This window comes from Streptomyces sp. NBC_01210 (assembly GCF_036010325.1).
GTDB lineage: Bacteria > Actinomycetota > Actinomycetes > Streptomycetales > Streptomycetaceae > Streptomyces.
Window position 1 is genome coordinate 4,010,617 of record NZ_CP108549.1, and the last position, 21,184, is coordinate 4,031,800.

A 21,184-nucleotide genomic window follows, 5' to 3' on the forward strand; every position below is an offset into this window, starting at 1 on the left:
CCGGGTCGGACTAACCGAACTGGACGGACCGCTTCGCCAGGCCCATCCAGAAGCCCTCGATCACGCTCCGCCCGCTCTCGAGCTCGCCCTGAGACGCTCCCAGCGTGACGAAGAGCGGCGCGAAGTGCTCGGTCCGCGGATGGGCCAGCCGCCCGGCCGGTGCCTTGTTCTCGAAGTCCAGCAGCGCGTCCACATCGGCCGCCGCGAGCGCCCGCTGCCCCCAGTCGTCGAACTCCGCCGACCAGCCGGGAGTCCCCTGATGCCGCAGCGCGACCAGATTGTGCGTGAAGAAGCCGCTGCCGACAATCAGCACGCCCTCGTCGCGCAGCGGCGCGAGCCTGCGCCCGATCTCCAGCAGCTTCTGCGGGTCGAGCGTGGGCATGGAGATCTGGAGTACGGGTATGCCGGCGCCCGGGAACATCTCCACCAGCGGGACGTACGCTCCGTGGTCCAGGCCGCGGTCCGGGATGTCCTGCACGGGCGTACCGGCTCCGCGCAGCAACTTCCGTACGGAGTCGGCGAGTTGCGGAGCACCGGGAGCGGCGTACGTCACGCGGTAGTAGTGCTCGGGGAAGCCCCAGAAGTCGTACACCAGCGGCACGGTCTCCGTGGCGCCGAGCGCGAGCGGGGCCTCCTCCCAGTGGGCGGAGACCATCAGGATCGCCTTGGGGCGCGGCAGGCCGGCGGACCAGGCGGCGAGCTCGCCGGGCCAGACGGGGTCGTCGGCGAGCGACGGGGCACCGTGGGAGAGATAGAGGGCGGGCATGCGCTCCGCGGTGGGGGTGGCACTCATGACAACTCCCGGTCTACTTGAACTTTCAAGCTATACCGAACTCTAACTCCATATAGTTCAACTTTCAAGAATGGGTCGTAGAGTGGAATCCATGAACACGGCATCCACCGGCGGGGGCGACGCCGAACCGCGCTGGCTCACCGACGACGAGCAGCGCGTCTGGCGCTCGTATCTGCACGCCACCACCCTCTTCGAGGACCACCTCGACCGCCAATTGCAGCGCGACGCCGGTATGCCGCACATCTACTACGGCCTGCTCGTCCAGCTCTCCCAGGCCCCTCGCCGCCGCAAGCGAATGACCGAGCTGGCCATCGACGCCAAGATCACCCGCTCCCGGCTCTCGCACGCGATCGCACGTCTGGAGAAGAACGGCTGGGTACGCCGCGAGGACTGCCCCTCCGACAAGCGCGGGCAGAACGCCGTACTGACGGACGAGGGCTTCCAGGTCCTGCAACGGACCGCACCCGGCCATGTCGAGGCCGTACGCCAGGCGATGTTCGACCGGCTCACGCCCGAACAGGTAGGGCAGCTGGGCGAGATCATGCGGATCATGGCCGAGGGGCTCCAGCCGCAGGACTCGGGCGCGGACCTGCCCTGGCTCCGCTGACGCAGCACGCGAATGGCCCTGCCCGGGTTCACCACCCGGGCAGGGCCCTTTCCGCTTGACCTCTCAGCGTCCGCCGAGCTCGCGTCAGTGCGCGACGACGGGAACCTTGATCTCGTCCTCGACACCGTCACCCGAGGCCGCGGTGACCGAACCGGCCCCCGGACGCCCGGTGTTGATCAGCGTGAGGGCGATCGCGGCGGCGGTGGCGAGGATGCCGACCGCCCACCAGATGGCGCTCGAGTAGCCGTGCACCATGGCCTGCGCCTGCAGCAGCTGCCGGTTGGTGGCGCCCGCCGCGTGCGAGGTGATGTACGCGGTCGTGGCCGAGGCGGCGATGGTGTTCAGCAGCGCCGTACCGATGGCACCGCCGACCTGCTGCGAGGTGTTGACCATGGCGGACGCCACACCGGCGTCCTCCGGACGCACCCCGTGCGTGGCCAGCGACATGGCCGGCATGAAGGCCGTACCCATGCCCAGACCCAGCAGCAGCTGCGCGGGCAGGATCAGACCGGCGTAGGAGGAATCGACGTCCAGCTGCGTCAGCATCAGCATGCCGACTCCGGCGACCAGGAAGCCCGGGCCCATCAGCAGCCGCGGCGCGACCCGGGTCATCAGCCGGGCACCGATCTGGGTGGAGCCGGTGATCATGCCCGCGATCATCGGGAGGAAGGCGAAGCCGGTCTTGACCGGCGAGTAGCCCCTGACGATCTGCAGGTAGTAGGTGAGGAAGAGGAACAGCCCGAACATCGCGATGATCGCGAGGCCCAGCGAGAGGTAGACACCGCCGCGGTTGCGCTCGGTCAGGACGCGCAGCGGCAGCAGCGGCGACTTGACCTTCGCCTCGGTGAGGACGAACGCGGCGAGCAGCAGGGCGGAGGCGACGAACAGACCAACGGTGGTGGTGTCGGACCAGCCGTCGGACTCGGCCCGGGTGAAGCCGTACACCAGCGAGACCAGACCCAGGGTGGACAGGACCACGCCGGGAATGTCGAGCGTCGAGCGGTTACGGCCGCCGGCCGGCTCACGGATCACGAAGTACGCGCCGGCGGCGGCGACGATCGCGAAGGGGATGTTGACGAAGAACGTCCAGCGCCAGTTGAGGTACTCGGTCAGCACGCCGCCGAGGATCAGACCCACGGCGCCACCGCCACCGGCGATCGCACCGTAGATACCGAAGGCCTTGGCGCGCTCCTTGGCGTCGGTGAACATCACCGCGAGCAGCGAGAGCGCGGCGGGCGCGAGCAACGCGCCGAACGCACCCTGCAGTGCGCGGGAGCCGAGCAGCATCGCCTCGCCGGTCGCCGCGCCGCCGAGCGCGGAGGCGCCCGCGAAGCCGAGCAGACCGACGACGAAGGCGCGCTTACGGCCCCACAGGTCGGCGATCCGGCCGCCGAAGAGCAGGAGTCCGCCGAAGGCGAGCGCATAAGCGGTGATGACCCACTGCTTGTTGGCCTCCGAAATTCCCAGATCGTGCTGGGCGTGCGGGAGCGCGATGTTCACGATCGTCGCGTCGAGCACCACCATCAGCTGGGCCAGGGCTATGAAGACCAGGGCTTTCCAGCGACTCGGGTCCGGAAGTGAGATGTCGGCTGTTTTTGGCATGCGAGAAGCCACCTAAGGATGCGAAGAGGTCATAACGGGACGTGGTCAAGAAGTCGTAGGGGGGACTGGCGGAGCCGCCCGAAGTAATCGGAAGTGACGGATCTACTGCTTCACGGGGTGCTCCGCAGGTCCTCCAAAGTCGCGGCCGCGCCCGGCAGTTCGGAGCGCGCGGGCGCTTCCAGACCGTCCAGGAACAGCTGCAGATGACGGTGTACGAACCGGTCCATGTTCGGGCACACGGTGCCCGGCAGCGGCCGGGTGAGCTGGGAGAGCGCGACGAGCAGATCTCCGACGGCGACGTCGGTACGCAGACGGCCCGCCTTGTGCGCGCGTTCGAAGAGGCCGTCGACTGCCTCTTCCAGGCGTTCCTGCTCATGGGTCAGGTCGGGAAAGTGCCGTTCGAAGGTGCCGGTCAGCAGCGGGCACAGGGCCCCGATCCGTTCGTCCGCGGCCGCGTGGGCGAAGCGGCGAAGCGCCGCGAAGGTGTCCGCCTCCTCGGCGGCCGCCTCCTGCGCCCGTTCCGTGGTGCGGGCGAGAACGAAGAGGACGACCTCATGGATGAGGGCGTCGCGGTCGGCGAAGTGCCGGTAGAGCGTGGCGTTTCCGACACCGGCCCGGCGGGCGATCTCGTCGAGCGGGACCTCGGGTCCGAACTCGACGAACATCTCGCGGGCGGCCGTCACGATCCGCTCCCGGTTCCGCAGGGCGTCTGCCCGCGGCCGTGGGGAGCGGCGCGCTTCGGTGTCGGCGGCGGGGCTCACGGCTCCACTTCCTCTCTGTCCGGCTCTCTCATCCGGTCTGTCTCCGGCCCGGCCTGTCCGGCCTGCCCGGCCTGTCCGGCTCGTATCGCTCCCGATTCGCTCTCGTATCGCTACGCAAGCGGGGACCGCTTCCCCGTTTCGCGGGGACACGAGTTCAAACGGGGAAACCCTCCCCGGTTATTTCCTGCATCCAATGTGACCTGCGTCACGCATTAGCCGCGGGAAATACCCACGATCGGCTCACCCCGCGCGCGGCCCGCCACCACCCGTCACAGGCTGATCGCACAGCGCAGCGAGGGCCGGCCTGCTGCCGCGGACCCCGAGGCGATTGCATGGAGCAGACGCGCCACCGGATACGCAGAGCCGGCAGGCACCGGCGCCTCAGCGCGCTCGCCCTCCTCGCCTCACTCGCGCTCGCCGCCCTCACCACGGCGAGCGCCACGCTCCCCGCCCCCACGCGGGCGTCCGCGGGACCCGTGGCCGCCCAGGAGCGGGGGCTCGGCCCGTGCCGGATCGCATCCACCATCGGCGTGCAGATGTCGGAGGGAATGCCGACCCCGCCCGGATATTCGCGCTCCACCGGCGAGGTCCGCGCCCTCAACCTGATGATCGACTTCCCGGACGCACCGGGCCCGGGGCCGGCACTCGACCGGCTCGCGGAGTTCTTCCCGCAGACTTCGGAGTGGTTCAAGACCAGTTCGTACGGACGGCTCAGCTACCGCCCGGACGCCCCGGTCACCGACTGGCTGCGGATGCCGATGCCGTTCGCGGCGTACGGGATAGAGCGCGGCTCACCCTACGAGCCCGGCTACCGCAAGCTCGTCCAGGACATCGTGGCCGCCGCCGACCCGAAGGTGGACTTCAGCACATACGACCTGGTCAACATCCTGGTCACACCCAATGCCGGCCCCTCGGCGCTGGACACCGTGCTCTCCGTGACGTTCTCGGGCAACGACGACGCCCCGCTCGCGGACGGCGTGCCGCTGGCCAACACGTCCTTCGTCTACAGCCGCCAGGACGACGGCTCGGGGTCGTACGACGAGACGGGCTTTCGCGTACTGCCCCATGAGAACGGCCATGTATTCGGCCTGCCCGACCTCTACACCACCGAGGGCGGCGGCGCGGTCGGCCACTGGGACATCATGTCCGAGGACTGGGGCGCCAACAACGACCTGCTGGGCTGGCACAAGTGGAAGCTCGGCTGGCTGGACGCCGACCAGATCAGCTGCGCGTCCGCGCCCGGCACCACCGAGTACTCGCTGACCCCGCTGGCCACCTCGGGCGGCGCCAAGATGGCGATCGTTCCGGTGACCGAGGACTCCGGGTACGCGGTGGAAGTACGCACCAGGGCGGGCAACGACGAGGCCGTGTGCGAACCGGGCGTACTGATCTACCACGTGCAGTCCGACGTGGACACCGGACAGGGACCGGTGTCGGTCTCGGACAGCAAACGCAACAGCGGCGGCTGCACCCGGCGGCCCAATGTGCACGCGGAGCTGTCCGACGCGGCGTACGGGCCCGGCCAGACCTTCACCGACGCCCGGAACAGGATCCGTATATCGGTGACCCGCGAGGAACCGGGCGGCAGCTACCGGGTGCGCATCACGCGTTCCTGACCGACCGGTCCTGCGACAGCTGCTCCTGGACCGGCCCGCGGAGCTCCCGCTTGAGGATCTTCCCGGTGGGATTACGGGGTATCGGCTCGTCCCGCAGCAGGACATGCGCCGGCACCTTGAAGGCCGCGAGGGACCTGCCGACATGCGCCCGCAGCTCGTCCACGGCGACGGTGGCCCCGGCGCGCAACTGCACCACGGCCGCGACCTCCTCCCCCAGCACCGGGTGCGGTACGCCCAGCACAGCGGCGTCGGCCACCTCCGGGTGATCGTGCAGGACCGCCTCGACCTCGACGCAGTACACGTTCTCTCCGCCGCGGATGACCATGTCCTTGAGCCGGTCGACGACGCTGACCCGACCCTCCCGCACGGTCGCGAGATCGCCGGTCCTGAACCAGCCGTCGTGGAACGCGGCGGCGGTGGCGGCCGGATCGTTCCAGTAACCGCGCACGAGGGACTGCCCGCGCAGCCACAGCTCACCGACCTCGCCCTCGGGCAGCGGCTCGCCGGTGGGCCCGGCGATCCGCACCTCGGTCGCGGACGACGGCCGCCCCACACTGGCCGGGTTCTCCCGGTAGCCGGCGCCGAAGTTGGCGAGCACGCCACCGCTGGTCTCGGTCAGCCCGTAGCCGTTGCGCGGCTCGATCCGCTGTCCGTACCGGGCCGTCAGCCGCGCCACGAGATCGGGCGGCGCGGCGGCCCCGCCGGTGCTGAGGTGCGAGAGCGTCGCCAGCTCCGACCCGGCCCGCTCGGCCGCGTCGAGCAACTGCAGCGCGGTGGTCGGCACGCCCGCGTAGTACGTGATGCGGTGCCGCTCGATGAGCTCGAGGGCCTGCTCGGCGTCCCACTTCCGCATCAGTACGAGCGTTCCGCCGGCCGCCATCGTCGAGTACAGCGTGGTGAACGCGGCCACATGGAAGAACGGGAACGTCAGCAGGACGACGGGCGCGGGCCCCTGCCCCGGCATCACTCCGCGCGCGAGCGCGGAAGCGGCCGCGTGGAACCGCGGATTGAGTGCTGCCCCGGCCTGCGCGAGCTGTGTGGCGACAGCGCCCTTGGGCCGCCCGGTGGTCCCTGAGGTGTAGATGATGGTGGCGTCGTCCTCGGCCCGGACCTCGACGGCGGGCGGCGCGGCGAGCGGATCCGGGCGCTCGAGGTCCTCGTACAGCTCGACTCCTTCGGTCGGCTCGACTCCTTCCGTCGGCTCGCCCTCCTGGTGGAAGACGACGGCCCGGACACCGGCCCGCTTGCGCCAGGCCTCGACCCGCGGCAGCCGCTCCCCGTCGACGAGGAGCACGCGCGGCGAGCAGTGGTCGAGGGCGTACGTGAACTCGTCCTCGGTCCACCAGGCGTTGAGCGGCACGGCGACCAGCCCGGCCAGCTGTGCGGCCCAGAACGCGATCTGCCACTCGGGGTGATTGCGCATCGCGACGACCGCCCGGTCGCCGGGCCGCAGCCCGTACTCCTCGACGAACCGCCGCGCGAGCGCGGAGGCGGCGGCGAAGAACTCCCGGTAGGTGTACGACCCGGTGGCGGCAATGAGGAACGGCCGGTCGCCGAACGCCCAGGTGGCCTCGACGAACTCCCGCAGGGTGCGCGGCCCGTCCGCGTACAGCAGTCCACCGTCCTCGCCGCGGACGACGGCGAAGGGGGCCCCGGGGGCGACAAGCGCTTCGGGAGCATGCGCCGGGGCGGGCGCGGGGGCGGACGGATCGGGGTGCGGGTGGGGGTGCGGCACGGACGACCCTCTCTAAGCGCTTGCTCAGTACGCTGGCGTACGCTATGCCCGCACCCGGGCACCGTCAAGGTGGGTGTACCGCCCACCGAGACCTGATCGCCACTGTGTGCCGACCGCCTGCCACAGAGGCTGGCGGCAGGCCCGGACGGCGGGATGCCTGCTGCGGCCACCCGCTACACTGTCGGCGGTGGAGCAGCCCTCACCGGCCGCACCACCACAACACTGTCGGGACCCCAACTGGCTGAATCCGTCCACCTTCGGGCGAATTCTAGACACGTTTCCGCCAGATCCCGGCCTCCGTAGCTCAGGGGATAGAGCACCGCTCTCCTAAAGCGGGTGTCGCAGGTTCGAATCCTGCCGGGGGCACCAGGCAAAAGGCCCCGGACCGATCATGGTCCGGGGCCTTTGACGTCCAGTTTTGACATCAACGAGGACGGTCCGCGCATGTCGATTCAATCGTTTGTGCGAACGCGTCACGATCTCAGGTAACGCCGCAGTCAAGCTGTGCGCATGGATGCCCAACCGCCACTACCGTGCTGATGACTCACGGATCTCCACGCAGCGACGGGGGATCGAATGATCGAATTGGCGATTATTCTGCTCGGATGGTCACAGAGAGTCGCTAGTCTGCTACTGTAGATACGCGCAGCACGGACTAAGGGGGTCCATATGCATTGGACGGATGTGCGCGCAGGGGCACTCAGCGTCTTAGATCCGACAGGCAGGGTTTTTCCTGCGCAGAGTGATGGACCACCGGGCGCTGCCAGTACATTGCAACGCCTTGAGCAGCTGACGAAGACGATAGAGCGATCGAAACAAACTCCTCACACTCCGCGAGGACCCGCCCGTACTGTTGAATTCAGGACGAAATTGTCCACTCTACGCTTCGTCGCCGTGGCGGGAAGTTTCACCTCCGCTGGATTGTCTGCTGTGTTGGCAATCGTTTCGCTGTCGTCCAACACGTTCTGGCCCGTAGTTATCATCTGCAGCCTCTCAGTCACCGTATTGCTGACCATTGCTGTATTCTTTCTCGCCCTGAAGTGCTCCCTGTTATACCGCAAGCGACAGGCGCATGCTTCGTATGTACGCGAACTTCGGGCGATAGCGGCAGCTCAAGTACTCCGACTGGACACGGCTCAACTGATGCGTGAAAGCGCTGATGACCCTGAGCTTGCTCGTGCATTCCTCATGCAAATCCTTGCCGAGTACGAGCAAGTCGCAGAAGGGCCTCGGAGGGAAACGGATGAGGGCGATAGGAGCTCTTCCACAGTACGTCAGCTGATGAATTGCGCAGGTTCCACCCATCCAGTTATTCAGACGTTGAATCTGATTGCGTCAGATTTCCGGGAGAGAAGCGCTTGACGTCCCGCGAGGCTAGCAGTGGCCAGACAGAGGCTCTTATCGGTCAATTGATCGAGCTTGCAAAGCATTTGGAAGTTGTGAACGGGAAGGACTTGCGGCGAGCCCTACAACCCCTGACCGCTGACACTAGGGTCAAGCGATTTGAGATAGCCATGCGAATCCTAGGGAATTTCATAGGGCAGCTATTCGGCGCGGCACTAGTATCTGGCTTTCTCTGGTTGGCCTACCAAATGATCCTCAGAGGTGAGTCAGGTTTCGCTGTCTTGCTCACCGGGCTGCCAGCCAGCTCCATGGCGGCAATTTTCGTGGTTCGCAAGATGCCAGACGTGAAGGCTCTGGGGACGCTCGCACGGCAAGTCCAAGTCATGTCGTCCAGCGCGCCTCAAGTACCGCCACAAGCAGGGGCCCCTGCTCCTGACCCTGCACAACCATCGGGCGGCGGGGCAGGAGTGTAGGTGCGGATCAGGTGGTCCCTCTTAGAGGAAGCAGCAAGAGGAGCGCCTAGCGGTCCTGGCGCCCAGATACAGAGTGCTTCTTCTCCACACCTGTGATGTGAAAAGGCATCTTGGCCAGCTCGGTAGGCCCTGCGCTCAGGGCTGCCTCAAAGAGATGAGGCGGATGCGATTCCTCAGGCCGGCCGACCATGTCGAGGCATGCACCCTGTGCCGCCCGGATCGAGAGCTTGGGGTGCTATAACCGACAGGCCGTCGCAGCATGGAGGCCATCCGCCCCGTGAACCTCAGCACCAGGATGCCGTGAGGCGCGGCCTCAGTCCCTACCAGGCTCTGCCGGCCCGAGTTCGTTGTGCTCATCAAGGCTCCACCGCACGCCCGCCGAGTCTGTGAACAGCACACGGACGTCTGCATGCCTGGTCCGATCGAAGGCAGCAAGACTGCCGGGTGGGACATCAACCGGAACGGGCCAATCGGGCACGGCCCTGATGGCCATCCCGAGGTTGCTCGCGGCATCCGCGATCCTGGCCACGTTGGTACCCCCTGCTTCCCTGGAGTCGACGAAGCACGTGACATCTCGAATCGCAGCGGGACTCTCGTTGTAGACCAGGACAAGGTCCGCGATGCTCTGAAGACGCACCGCCCGCGCCTGCCCTTCCCTGCGCTCGGCAGCTATTGCTTCCAGCTCCCGGCGTTCCAACGTCAGGTTGGCACTCTGCGCGGCAATAAACTGCCGCTGCTCGTCGATCTGCTTCCGCTGACTCCGCAACATGCCCCGTGTGTAGTACGCCGCCAAGGCAGCGAAGACGCCAGCGAACCAGGTCGGGGCGTCGCCCCAGTCGATCCCACCCATGGCGTGAAGGTACTCACCAGTGGCGGGGCCCGTCCCCCAATCCGTAGGCGCATGCTTTGCCGGAGGCGAAGACCGCGCACGGCGCGGACACGGGACGGGTCGACCTGAGGCACCTTCAGAGCTCGCTGACCAGCTGAAACGCCAACACAGGAGCGGCCGCCGGAGCCGTTTGCAGTACAGCAGCGAAGTACAGCAACCACCGCGACCGCAACTGACCGCTACCGGCCCCAGACAGCCGGCTGACCAGACCGGCAAACCTCAGCGACCGCCCTGCCGGTAGTTCGCATCGAGAGGGTCAGCCCGCGCCAGAAGGAGCGGGGAATCGTGGAGAATCCGGGATACTGACGGATCCTCAGACCGACAGCAGCACAAGCACGGATCTCGCAGGTAAGCCAAGACGCGGCCCTACCTCGCCCACAAAGCAGAATTCCGCGGCTATAGCCCCTCTGTGGCGATCAACCGAGAACCTCTGCTAAACAATTTCGCCGTATGAATAAGGCCTCACTCTTGATCGATTTGCACGAACCGGTGCGTTGCCTGGTCAACTCTATAGCCTGAATGGTAAGGCCACCCCTTGTTCCACCCTACAGTTTGCAGCGCCTCTCTCTCACTGGCCGGAATCCGAATTGTCTCGACCTTGCCATTGTAGCTCACTTCGACAAGCAGCCTCCATCGGTAGTCAATTTGACGTTTAGTTCCGGCCATGACCTCGAATACGAGAGGTTCACCCTCCTCAGCCCATCGAGACTCGATATCCACAAAGGCCCGATCTGTAGGGTTATTTGATTGGTCGATGCCGACCGCCTCTTTGTCGCCTGAGTCCAGATCGATGAAGAGGGCATCGACTGGCCCTCCTCCTTCCGTAGGACCGACCAATAACGTACCGAGTGGCGGCTTTTTCTCCGAAATGACACTTGCCTCGATCCCGGTAATCTGCACCTTCTGACGCCTGTTCCCAGTCAGGGTTACTTTATACCGACCGATTGGAACGCAATTGGATATATTCTTCGTGGGCGTTCTGCAATGCATGTTGGTACGGTAACCTCCGATGTCTCGTACTGCTTTCCTGGCTGCTTCAGAATCGCCAGCTGCAACGACCGTACGCCCGAAGAAGACACTCTCTGCCGTCGCGAGATCGTCGCGCCTTAGGGTTTTGCGGAAAACCCAAGTCCAGCCGTCCAAGCTGGGATCCCAGACCCTCTCCACTTTGGCAAGCAGGGCTGGTTTTTGCGTAAATTCTCTGTCTTGGTCTTTTTCCACCGCGCGTTGAGACCGCACCTCTGCGGAGGGTGTATAGAAGTATTGGGCCACAACAAATACGACGGGAAGAAGAACAACCGTGCCCACGAGCCACCAGCGCTTTTGCTCCAAGGCTCGCACCTTGGGTCCATGGTTCCTAAGTGGTGTACGCGGTTCGTTCAACCTGCGGATCATGTTCCCCCTTGATGGACTTGATGACATCAACCGAGTCCATAGCCGTGCCACCAGCTGCACCCAATAGATCCGCTGTCACCCATTGCATGGACGGAGAGTAGCCGACTATGTGCCCACGTGAGCTAGGGTCGACGAAATCTGCCTCACTTTGAGAAACAGAGATCTCTTTGATGCGGTGCCGTCACTGCATTCACACTTCCCGAAAACGTGTTCCCGCCTACACCTTCCTTCCTGGGACGAAAACTGCAGTGCACACGTGTGGCGGCCGTCGCGGCGCGCATCAGAGCTTTCATCGCAAACGTCAGAGAGAACGGCAGAACGCTCAAATGACCATCCACAGAAACAGTGCGAGCAGAGGCCGGAGACGGTCGTCCTGCCGGCACCGCCACCGACAGGACGATGAAGCAACGACACGGATCCGGAACCGCCGCCGACCATGGTCGTGTCCTGGCCGCTGGAGCGGAAAGCGGAGTAGCTCGCGACTTGCTGGGCCGTCTGTGGGCCGTGCGACGGTGACCAACGTCGACAACCGATGACAGTCAGTCGAACAGTCACCACAGGTCAGCCAACTTTCCCCAGGCGACAGTCGACTTGGGCGAACGCTGAAACCAGTTCTTCTGGCCCGACATCATCGAGCTCGCCGCCGGCCCGTGGGTGCGCCGTGAAGGGAGACCAAACCGCGACTAGCAACAACCAACAACACCGCTGCGGCAATTGCTCAATTGAGGCGACGCTGATCACCGCGATCCCTCGCTGGTTGCCGCCGTACGCCCAGGTGGCTCCGCCGAGGAGGCTGAACCTCCCAAACGAATGGTGTTGATTGCCCATGTGACGTGCCTGGGAGGGCTGTTGTGCAGTGCACTGTCTGGCATGGTTGATCAGATTGCCGGGTGCGCGACTGGGCGCCTACCGGTTCGCGTCCCCGCCCAGACAAATGGTGAAGGACCAGTATCCGATCGTCCTGATCAACGGCTGGACCTGGGCCACGAGCTCAGAAGCATGGCTCGGGAAGACCACGGCGGCGACCTGGAAGCCTGCATCGAGCACATACTGAGTGGGCGGGAGACCGCGATCACAAATCGACGCCCGGAGAAAATCCTCTTCGAGAGCCGTTTCGGTGGCGCGGCCTATTCGTGGACAAGAGTGACGAGGCAGAGGACTTTCAGCCGCCTGACCAGCAGAGACGTGTGGGACGCAAGGGCCTCCGGAGCCGTGTGCGCAGGTTCGAATCCTGCCGGGGGCACTCGCCAGTCAAGCAGCGAAGATCAAGCTCTGACCTGGGCGGATGCCGATATGAGAGAGCGGGAGTCAGTCTCACTGACTCCCGCTCTCTGTCGTTGCGTCTCACTGTTCGCGACACATCTCCGACACACCAGTGCCATCCGAGCAGGACCAGACTTCAGATCGAGCATGAAGAACCGGCCAGGCCGCGCGGTTCTACAAGGCGAGGTTGTGTTCGAACCCGGCGGCAATGGTCATGATGTTGTTGACGCCCTGCACTTTGCCTGGGATGTGCCGGTCGGTTTGCGTGCCGTCCCCCAGCTGCCCCCAGTTGTTGCTGCCCCAGGCCCACACGGTCCCATCGCGCTTGAGCGCCAAGCTGTGGCCAGTACCGGCGGCGGCGATGGCTACGACCCCAGTGACACCCTGCACTTTCACCGGTACGTGCCGTTCGGTGGTTGTGCCGTCCCCCAGTTGTCCAGCGCTGTTGAGGCCCCAGGCCCACACAGTGCCATCGCGCATGAGCGCCAGGCTGTGATTCATGCCAGCAGCAATTGCAGCCACTGCTCCTTCGATCGCAACAGGCACCGGTTGGAAGTGGCTGGGTAGAGGATCGGTCGAACCGATCCCCAACTCCCCGTAATGGTTAATGCCCCAGGCCCACACGGTCCCATCGCGCTTGAGTGCCAGGCTGTAGTAGACGCCTGCGGCGATGCCGATCACGTCAGCGACTCCGCCCACCATCACTCGCGTCAGCCGCCTGGTCGTGGTGCCATCTCCCAATTGCCCGGCCCAGTTGTCACCCCAGGCCCACACGCTTCCGTCGCGCTTGAGCGCAAGACTGTGGCCGGCTCCGGCGGCGATGCCTATCACCCCACCGACATCCTGCGCTATCACCGGTGCGTTCCGTGCAGTCCTGGTGCCGTCTCCCAGTTGCCCGTCCCGGTTCTCGCCCCAGGCCCAGACGCTTCCGTCGCGCTTGAGCGCAAGGCTGTGCTCAAGTCCGGCAGAGATGCCCATCACCCCGCTGGCCCCGTCCACCAGCACCCGCGTGTCCGAGTAGTAAGGCGTTCCGTCTCCCAACTGTCCGGCATTGTTGCGACCCCAGGCCCAAACGCTTCCGTCGTACTTAAGCGCAAGGCTGTGCCATCCACCTCCAGCAATACCGATCACGCCACCGAGTCCTTGAGGCCGTACCGGCGCCAGCCGAATGTTTTCGGTTCCATCCCCCACCTGACCGAAGGCATTGTCGCCCCAGGCCCACCCCAGCCCCGCGTCTGCCGCCTCCGGGCGGTCACAGGCCCCGAACGTCTGTACAATTATTGGGCCCCGAGCGTCGGCCCTGTCAGCGTCACCTCCCTTTTCCGCGACGCCGAGGATGACTGCAATCCCAGTCTCGCGATAGGCCGGGTTGAGCATGGTTGCGTTATGAAGCGCACTGCGTCTCCAGAAGCCGAAGGCCGCCTTAGGCGTGAGCCCACTCAGGTCAGGAGGATTCGACCCAAAGACAAAATGGTCGTAGCAGTTCTCATTCGTGGGAGGGTCTACCTGCCCAGGGCAGTAGCCGATAGCCCGGATGCGATCTGCGGGCATCGACAGCGTCTCTGGATTTCTGTGGACTTCTGGCCCTCCTCCCGGCGTCCACCACCGAATTCGCGCGGCCTCTTGGGCGTGCCACTGCGCGGCAGCCTTCAGCCTCATGTTGCGCGTCAGCGCCGGGAAACCAAGCGCCGTACGCAGCCCATTGACCAGGCACAGCGTGGCCTCTTCCGCATCAGCCTGTGACAACTGCGTTGCCGGTGTGTCAGCGCCCGTGCATAGGCTCTCCACCGATTGCAGCTCGTAGACTCGACGGTCGGCCGCCTCAGCTTCCGAGGCGGCCGTGAGCGCCTCGTCCGGCCTGCCGGCAGCCTCCAACCGCAAGGTCAGCGAGTGAAGCGAGGCGGCGAGGTCGATCTGATGGTCGAGATTGGCGGGGTCGGCGTCGACCAGGCGCCGCTGGATCGTCACAGCGTCCTGGGTCGGCGCCACAGCCTCCGATGCGGGGAGAAGACCCGTCAACTCCACCACGCGGGCAAGGAACGACGCCCGAGGCAAGTCCCCTGGGCTCGCCGCCAGCCGAAGAAAGACCCGGATGCTTTCGCGGGCCGCCGGGAGCGCCCCGTCCGGCCTGCCGGCAGCCTCCAACCGCAAGGTCACAGCAAAGAGCGCGTAGGCGAGGTCGATCTGATGGTCGAGATTGGCGGGGTCGGCGTCGACCAGGCGCCGCTGGATCGTCACAGCGTCCTGGGTCGGCGCCACAGCCTCCGATGCGGGGAGAAGACCCGCCAACTCCACCACGCGGGCAAGGAACGACGCCCGAGGCAAGTCCCCTGGGCTCGCCGCCAGCCGAAGAAAGACCCGGATGCTTTCGCGGGCCGCCGGGAGCGCCCCGTCCGGCCTGCCGGCAGCCTCCAACCGCAAGGTCACAGCAAAGAGCGCGTAGGCGAGGTCGATCTGATGGTCGAGATTGGCGGGGTCGGCGTCGACCAGGCGCCGCTGGATCGTCACAGCGTCCTGGGTCGGCGCCACAGCCTCCGATGCCGGGAGAAGACCCGCCAACTCCACCACGCGGGCAAGGAACGACGCCCGAGGCAAGTCCCCTGGGCTCGCCGCCAGCCGAAGAAAGACCCGGATGCTTTCGCGGGCCGCCGGGAGCGCCCCGTCCGGCCTGCCGGCAGCCTCCAACCGCAAGGTCACAGCAAAGAGCGCGTAGGCGAACAAGATGAGCGCGTCGTAGTCGGCAGGCCTGGGAACCTCACCATCCTGAGGGGGCAACAGAGCCCAGTCCGGTAGACCGGAGGACGGACGCACGCGCAACATACGGTCGCTGGGACGCCAGACCGCGAAGTCCAATTTGCCGTCGCGGTCGAAGTCGCTCGGCACCGGAATATCGCCATCCTGACCGAACTGAACCACGCGCTGCTGGCCACCGGAACCGGGCTGGACGTACCAATTCCCTTCGCTCGGACGCCAGAACGCCGTATCCAGCATGCCGTCTCCGTCATAGTCGCCAGGCACAGGAACGTCGGTCATAGCGAGGCACCTCGCTGTCTTTCAAACGGTGGCGATGAGTCCGAGCCAGCACCCCGAAACGAGGGTGATGGAATAAAATTGCGCGCGCCACTGATCAGGCATGTGTCAGATTGCCGATAAACATCACGCCCACGGAGCTGGGACGCCCATGCCAAAATCGCCAAACTTCACATTCGGCCCGGCTGCCATGTCAGGCAGGAAAACACTCAATGAGGGGCAGGGCGAAGGGGCATGGGGCACCGCAGGCCGCGTCCTCACCTCGGTGAGCGAAGTCGAGCTGACCTCCGAATACCGCAACGGCCTAGTCGCGAGCCATATCCCAACATTACCTCGCGGTATGGCGGTGACGCACGTTAAAACAACGGTGCCAGCCCGCGCCGGGCGGGGCCCAGCGAGCGCCTGCTGTTGCTAGTCGACACCCAGTTGCTTCGAACCGACCTGCCCCGTACGGGCCGCAAACCGCCGCCACACTGGCCTGCTTGAGCATTCGCAGCTCGTGCGAGCGCGTTCCACTCCGAAGAGGTGCGTGAATTTCACCGAACCTACGACGCCCGACCTCGCTTCGAGGTAGTGCAGTGGCAGGGCGATGAGGACACATCCTTGTTGGCTCGGACCGTTGGGCGCCTGGCCGGTTGATCGGTGCGCCGTGCATAGAAACGGTTGTAACACCCCGGGGTGTTACAGCCCGTCGGCGAAGCCGACCCCCCTGGTAGGTCGCAGGCGCCGAAGGCGACTTCCCCGGAGATCTCTGTGCTCCGGCTGAGTGTCTGACTGCGCCACAACGACGACGTGCTGCGGCCCTCAGTGCGGAGCCACGACGGCAAGCGCCTGCCCTCAGCGCGGTTGAACCTTCCCTACTCCATCAAAGGCGCAGTAGAACATCCGCCCGCCGTCGGCCGTTCTCGTCGACCGTCTAGACACACACGGCGAGCGGCGACCGGTGACCTTTCCCCTCTTGACTGTCGCCCGATTGCCGCACTCCAGTGTCCCTACCAGGCACTGCAACCATACGCTTGTAGTGTCAATTCACTAAAGGGATACGGAAGGGTCGTCACGTCATGGGAAGTGGAGAAGATATTGTTGCCGGCCGCACAACCGGCGCAGAATCAACTACGTCTCTCCTGGGCGCTATCCCGAGTGAACTAGATGTCGGCTTCAACGGAGACGCCATTCTGATTGTGGGCCCGCATCCAGCGCCACTAAATCCCAAGGGGGTAGTCGACGGAATTCGCAGCTCTGGCTCGAGCCCTAAATCAGGGGTAGCAGGGACTGGGCTCGCTGGAAAGGGTGGCACCGTCGCAGGAGCGCAGAATGGTGGCGGGACTGGGGTCGAAGCTTCAGGCGGGAGCAATGGCGGGACTGGGGTCGAAGCTTCAGGCGGAGACGGGTCCCAAAAGGGAAACGGTCCCATCGGCGGCCCGGGCGTCGGACTCAAAGCACAAGGCGGGAAGTTTCACGTAGTCAGCCCCACCAGCGGGAGCGCTCGTGAAGCGAGTGGGCCCGGTGTCGTGGCAGCTGCTGGCCAAACTGACATGCCAGGGTCATCCGTGACAGGGAGTGTCGGCGTCTGGGGTCAAGGTGGTGACGAAGTCTCGCAGGCCGTCAACGTCCTTGGTGGCATCGCTACGTTGGGACCTGATTTCGCAGGTCCTGGCGTAATTGGTCGCGGCGGCAGAAGGAGAAGTAACAATGGTAAACCAAATGAAAGCGTGGTCATTGTCGAAGGTGGCGGCTGTGGTGTGGTAGGAATTGCCGGGGGTGCCTCTCCACCTGCCCCGGCCGATCAAAAGAACGCCGGAGTTCTCGGAGTCTCAGCCTTTGGTAACGGAGGGGTGTTCATTGCAAACAACTTGGCTCAGCTTCACCTCAAGCCAATCCCTAAGGACCCTAACAGTAGGCCGACCATTCCCGGAAAGCCGGGAGACTTGCTGGCTACTGCAGCAACAACGCCAGGGGGCAAGCCAATCGCGATCCTTTGGTTTCGGGTGGTGGATCTCGATGGCGGATGGGTACAACTCAGTCCTCTACCTCCAGGGCTAGCTGACATGTAATCGGGAGGCCTCTCCGGATCCTCACCAGCCAAAGGCCAGAATTAGACTACGTTCCCGACGATCAGCAGGACTTGGGCGCTCGCGCCGGCCGCGCCTTTGGCTCGGCGTCGCCCGCCTGCACAACCTCAACCTCTCCAGATAGGTCAGCCGTCACGCCACGACCGGCCCGCACTCATCCGAAGATCATTGCGGGACAAGCCTTAGGCTGATCTGCGTTGCCCTGGCAGAGGGAGCTCCTGGTGATGGTGCCAGATCAAGTACCGATCTGCTCGCAGCTCCGCGTCTCCCCACTCGAGGCGCATCACCCCCCGATCCATCGAGCACGCGTAAGCCAGGAGCACCAGGCCGGTTTCCGGGCCGAGCTGATTCAGGTCACTGTGGATCTCCTGCATATGTAGTTCCTCCAGCCCTAGGTCCAGCTCCCCCTGCATTGGTTCTGGCCCGTGCCGGCGGATGAGGTCGGCCCGCAGTCCCGCAGCACGGCGAAGGCGCGCGACGGTGACAGGGACATCAGTCTTCGCGTACCGAATCGGATAGAGGACCTGTCCGGCTATCACCATCACTGTTCGAGCCTGAAGTCGGACGGGAGTTGCGGTCGCGAGATCAGCCAGACCGGTTGCGAGTTCCTCGTACTGGACGGCATGGAGGCCGTGCCCATAGGCCTCAAGTGTCTGGGTATGCACTCCCTGATGGCCCTCACGCGCCCGCTCATGAGCCCTCACGATGCACTGCGGTATCAACCTGGCGAGTGGCGCAGCCAGTTCACCGAACTTGCTCAGCGCCCAGTCCGGCTCCGGATCCCTCATGTCGTTCCCCCTCGTACGCCTGGCACCGTCAGAGGCAACTTCCAGCGTCTGACAGTGACTGGCCGTCCGAGTCGTCGCAAGAGCGCACGAGCGGAGCACCGGCGCAGGTGGTAAGCGCGAGACCGCTGATCCAGTCTCGCGGCCTATCTGTGGACTGGCGGCTCCCGTGGGCGCAGCCCTACCAAGCTGACCGGCGACTACACCTCGGACTCACGGGGCCTCCAGAGCCGTTGCAGTACAGCAGCGAAGTACAGCAACCACCGCGACCGCAGCTGACCGCTACCGGCCCCAGGCAACCGGATGACCAGCCCGGCGAACCCCAGCGACCGTCCTGCCGGTAGTTCGGGACGAAGAGGTCGTTCCCTGAAGGTCTCGTCACCACGCTTCCGCTGGCGCGGCTTGCCTCTGGCAGACATTGCCGGGCAGCGCGGCTGAGGCCCTGTGGGGTGCAGCGAGGCACACACGCGCTTGGCCGGTCGGCGCACCCTCCGTCGTGGCTGACTTTCGTGGGCTGAGGTTCAGGCGGCCGCGGGACGGGGTCACCTCGGCGCCGACGTGCGATGTGCCCGCAGCGGGCTGAAACAACGCGACGGGGAGGGGAGTCCGGTTGGCGTTCGGGCTCCCCTCCCCGTGTAGGAGGGAGGGCCGTCATCGGCAGGCGCCGTTGTGCGGACGCTTCTTCAGATGCCGCATGGTTCGTTCACCGCCAGCAGGTGACCGCGGCTGATCGCGACGCGGAGGACGTCTCGTAGGGCCCCGGTCAGTTCCTTCGCCAGGCGTTGCTTCTCCTCCGTGTCCGCGTCCCGGTCGTCGAGCGTTTCGGAGGCTCGCTCCAGCAGCTTGGCGGCAGTGCCGAGTTGGACCGCCTCGATGTTGTCCGCCAGGCGGGACATGAATCCGTCCCGGTCGTCGGTGCTCAGGTAGCAGGGATTGCCCCCTGGGCCCGACCACGGGAGGAGCCGCAGTTCGTCTTGTGCCGTCATCCTTGCGTCTGCCTCTCGTCGATCACGTCGTGGGTGGTGAAGACCGCGTCGATGCGGTCGCCCGGGAAGGCCAGCAGCGCGGGTTCGACCACGCGCCCGGCGGAGTCGGTCGCGGTGCGCGTGATGGCGAGGACGGGCACGGTGGAGCCGATCCGAAGGGCCGACGCTTCGTCCGGTGTCGGCGGGCGGGCACATACCGTCTCCCGGACAGTGGCCGGCGCAGGACCGAGCACGGCGAATCTCGTGGCCGCTTCCCCGTATGCGGATTCGTCGTCGAGCACTCCGGCCGGCGCCAGATCACGCGGAATGTAGATGCGGGCCAGTCCGTGCGGTGACGCTCCTTCGAGGCTGAGGCACGAGAACTCGGCGAGAGGGCTGCCCGCGGGGACGTTGAGCAAGGTCGTGAGCTGTCCGTGCGCTTGAACTGTGGTGGTGCGAACGGTGACACGCAGAGCCGCTTCGGCCGCGGTCCACGGGTCCAGGGTTCCCACAGCCGCCGACGTACATGATCTTGCGAAGAGGGAGGCGGACGAAGTTGCCCTTGCCGTGGATCTTCTCGACGAGGCCCTCCCCCTGAAGCACGGAGAGAGCTCTCCGTAGCGTTACCGTGCTCACCTTGTATCGGTCGGCCAAGTCGGCTTCGGACCGCAGGCGTTCACCGGGCTGGATGCGGCCGGTCGCGATCTGGCGGCGGAGGTCGTCCGCGATGTTGTGGTGACGAGAGGGCACGGACACGGTCACCGCCTTCTCAGCGACCGCACGGCGACGAGCCGGGTACGCGCGTGGATGGTCAGCAGCTCGCCCGACTCGAAGACCAGTTGCTTGGCCCCCTGGGAAAGCCGGAAGAGGTCTCTCACCCGGCAGGCACGGCCGCCCAGTTGGATGACGTCGCCTCGCTGCACGGTGGCCGCGGTGACCTCGATACTGGCGACCAGCGCGCCGCCGGGGGCCCATGCGTTCATCGCTGCACCTCCGTGGTGGGGAATCGGTCGGCTGCCGGGTGGCACGGGCAATCGCACGCTTCGTAGATCACAGGAAGGTCGACCGGGGCCGAAGCCGGGGAGGACTCCGCGCAGGCCGGGTGCGTGCCGATGCGGCAGGCGGTCGAGCGGTAGGGAACGGCCGAAGCGTCCGCGATGCGGAGACGCCGGCGAGACGGCATTGAGGACCTTGAGGGCATCAGTGGACCCCCGCGAGGGCCGACCACGCATGGATCGGCAGATGGGGAGCGACGACCACCGAGCGCGTGCGAGCGCGCTTCTCCCAGGCCAACACGTACGGGCGGACGAGCGCGATGTCCTCACCCGCGAGCGAGTGACGTTGGTCCGCGTCGATGGAGGCCCGCCCCAGGATGACCGTCAACGCGTCAGCGGACATGGGGAATGTGGAAGCGGTCGGCGGGCGGACGGCCGTTAAGGGGCGGCGGTGCCTGCCCCTGGCGGAGTGACGCGCCCTGGTGAGGGAGACGGCGCGGCGGATACGGTTGAGCACGCTGTTCAGCTCCTATCGCTGATGGCCCGGTCCCCCGACATCGCCCGTCGTGGGGACCGTTTTGCGTACGACCGCCCAGAGGGTGCGGCCGTTCAGGCTGGTGGCGAGGAGTCCGAACCGATCGGCCTCGGCCACCACTTCCAGGACCTCCCGCCAGGACTCGGCGGAGAGCGATTCCGGCACCTCCGCTTCGACTGACGTGTGTAAGGCGTGCTCCTCCAGGCGCGCGGGGAGCCCGATGGCGGACAGCCGGGCGGCGAGGGCCGCCGCGCTAACTCCCGAAGCGGGCACAGGGCAGCCTCCGTCACCGGCAATCACTTTGCGTGAAGCTAGTTAACTAGA

General features: G+C 65.8%; 14 protein-coding genes, 1 tRNA gene and 1 pseudogene. 4 read left to right on the top strand and 12 right to left on the bottom strand.

Annotated elements, in window-relative coordinates; all coding sequences use genetic code 11:
* Positions 1-10: 10 nt before the first annotated feature.
* Positions 11-793: a dioxygenase family protein gene (locus OG735_RS18035; protein ID WP_327324214.1), complete on the bottom strand. Its 783-nt coding sequence runs from the start codon at positions 791-793 to the stop codon at positions 11-13.
* 82 nt (positions 794-875) lie between these two features.
* On the opposite strand from OG735_RS18035, the gene OG735_RS18040 reads away from it, so the two are divergent.
* Complete coding sequence (locus OG735_RS18040) at positions 876-1,400, top strand: MarR family winged helix-turn-helix transcriptional regulator (RefSeq protein ID WP_385300621.1); 525 nt, start codon at positions 876-878, stop codon at positions 1,398-1,400.
* Between the two features lie 84 nt (positions 1,401-1,484).
* Here the strand turns inward: OG735_RS18040 and OG735_RS18045 are convergent, their stop codons facing one another.
* Positions 1,485-3,002 carry an MFS transporter gene (locus OG735_RS18045; RefSeq protein WP_327324216.1) on the bottom strand — a complete coding sequence of 506 codons (1,518 nt, stop codon included), beginning with the start codon at positions 3,000-3,002 and terminating at the stop codon, positions 1,485-1,487.
* Between the two features lie 110 nt (positions 3,003-3,112).
* Complete coding sequence (locus OG735_RS18050; protein WP_327324217.1) at positions 3,113-3,763, bottom strand: TetR/AcrR family transcriptional regulator; 651 nt, start codon at positions 3,761-3,763, stop codon at positions 3,113-3,115.
* A gap of 332 nt (positions 3,764-4,095) precedes the next feature.
* Between OG735_RS18050 and OG735_RS18055 the strand changes: the two genes are divergently transcribed.
* Positions 4,096-5,379 (top strand): M6 family metalloprotease domain-containing protein, encoded by a 1,284-nt coding sequence (locus OG735_RS18055; RefSeq protein ID WP_327324218.1) that lies wholly within the window; start codon positions 4,096-4,098, stop codon positions 5,377-5,379.
* Here the strand turns inward: OG735_RS18055 and OG735_RS18060 are convergent.
* Positions 5,366-7,114, bottom strand: a complete 1,749-nt coding sequence (locus OG735_RS18060; protein ID WP_327324219.1) for a class I adenylate-forming enzyme family protein — start codon at positions 7,112-7,114, stop codon at positions 5,366-5,368. The genes OG735_RS18055 and OG735_RS18060 overlap by 14 nt on opposite strands.
* A gap of 293 nt (positions 7,115-7,407) precedes the next feature.
* Between OG735_RS18060 and OG735_RS18065 the strand changes: the two genes are divergently transcribed.
* Together OG735_RS18065 and OG735_RS18070 are read left to right on the top strand one after the other, a co-directional pair.
* A tRNA-Arg gene (locus OG735_RS18065) sits at positions 7,408-7,483 on the top strand.
* 525 nt (positions 7,484-8,008) lie between these two features.
* A complete protein-coding gene (locus OG735_RS18070; RefSeq protein ID WP_327324220.1) occupies positions 8,009-8,476 on the top strand; it encodes a hypothetical protein in 468 nt (155 codons plus the stop codon).
* Positions 8,477-9,244: 768 nt separating this feature from the next.
* Here OG735_RS18070 and OG735_RS18075 read toward each other — a convergent pair.
* The 8 genes and pseudogenes from OG735_RS18075 to OG735_RS18110 form a co-directional block, all read right to left on the bottom strand.
* The gene (locus OG735_RS18075; protein ID WP_327324221.1) at positions 9,245-9,781 is read right to left on the bottom strand and encodes a hypothetical protein; all 537 of its coding nucleotides are present in this window, start codon (positions 9,779-9,781) and stop codon (positions 9,245-9,247) included.
* A gap of 501 nt (positions 9,782-10,282) precedes the next feature.
* The gene (locus OG735_RS18080) at positions 10,283-11,152 is read right to left on the bottom strand and encodes a hypothetical protein (protein WP_327324222.1); all 870 of its coding nucleotides are present in this window, start codon (positions 11,150-11,152) and stop codon (positions 10,283-10,285) included.
* 1,500 nt (positions 11,153-12,652) lie between these two features.
* Positions 12,653-15,511 carry an RCC1 domain-containing protein gene (locus OG735_RS18085; RefSeq protein ID WP_327324223.1) on the bottom strand — a complete coding sequence of 953 codons (2,859 nt, stop codon included), beginning with the start codon at positions 15,509-15,511 and terminating at the stop codon, positions 12,653-12,655.
* A 3,537-nt stretch (positions 15,512-19,048) separates the two neighbouring features.
* Positions 19,049-19,351, bottom strand: a complete 303-nt coding sequence (locus OG735_RS18090; RefSeq protein ID WP_327324224.1) for a hypothetical protein — start codon at positions 19,349-19,351, stop codon at positions 19,049-19,051.
* Positions 19,348-20,092: pseudogene (locus tag OG735_RS18095) on the bottom strand (GntR family transcriptional regulator). The gene OG735_RS18090 and the pseudogene OG735_RS18095 overlap by 4 nt, the downstream one beginning before the upstream one ends.
* A complete protein-coding gene (locus OG735_RS18100; RefSeq protein ID WP_327324225.1) occupies positions 20,089-20,313 on the bottom strand; it encodes a hypothetical protein in 225 nt (74 codons plus the stop codon). Before OG735_RS18100 ends, OG735_RS18095 begins: the two are co-directional and overlap by 4 nt.
* 217 nt (positions 20,314-20,530) lie before the next feature.
* Positions 20,531-20,728 carry a hypothetical protein gene (locus tag OG735_RS18105; RefSeq protein ID WP_327324226.1) on the bottom strand — a complete coding sequence of 66 codons (198 nt, stop codon included), beginning with the start codon at positions 20,726-20,728 and terminating at the stop codon, positions 20,531-20,533.
* Positions 20,729-20,854: 126 nt separating this feature from the next.
* A complete protein-coding gene (locus tag OG735_RS18110; protein WP_327324227.1) occupies positions 20,855-21,133 on the bottom strand; it encodes a hypothetical protein in 279 nt (92 codons plus the stop codon).
* Positions 21,134-21,184 lie beyond the last annotated feature (51 nt).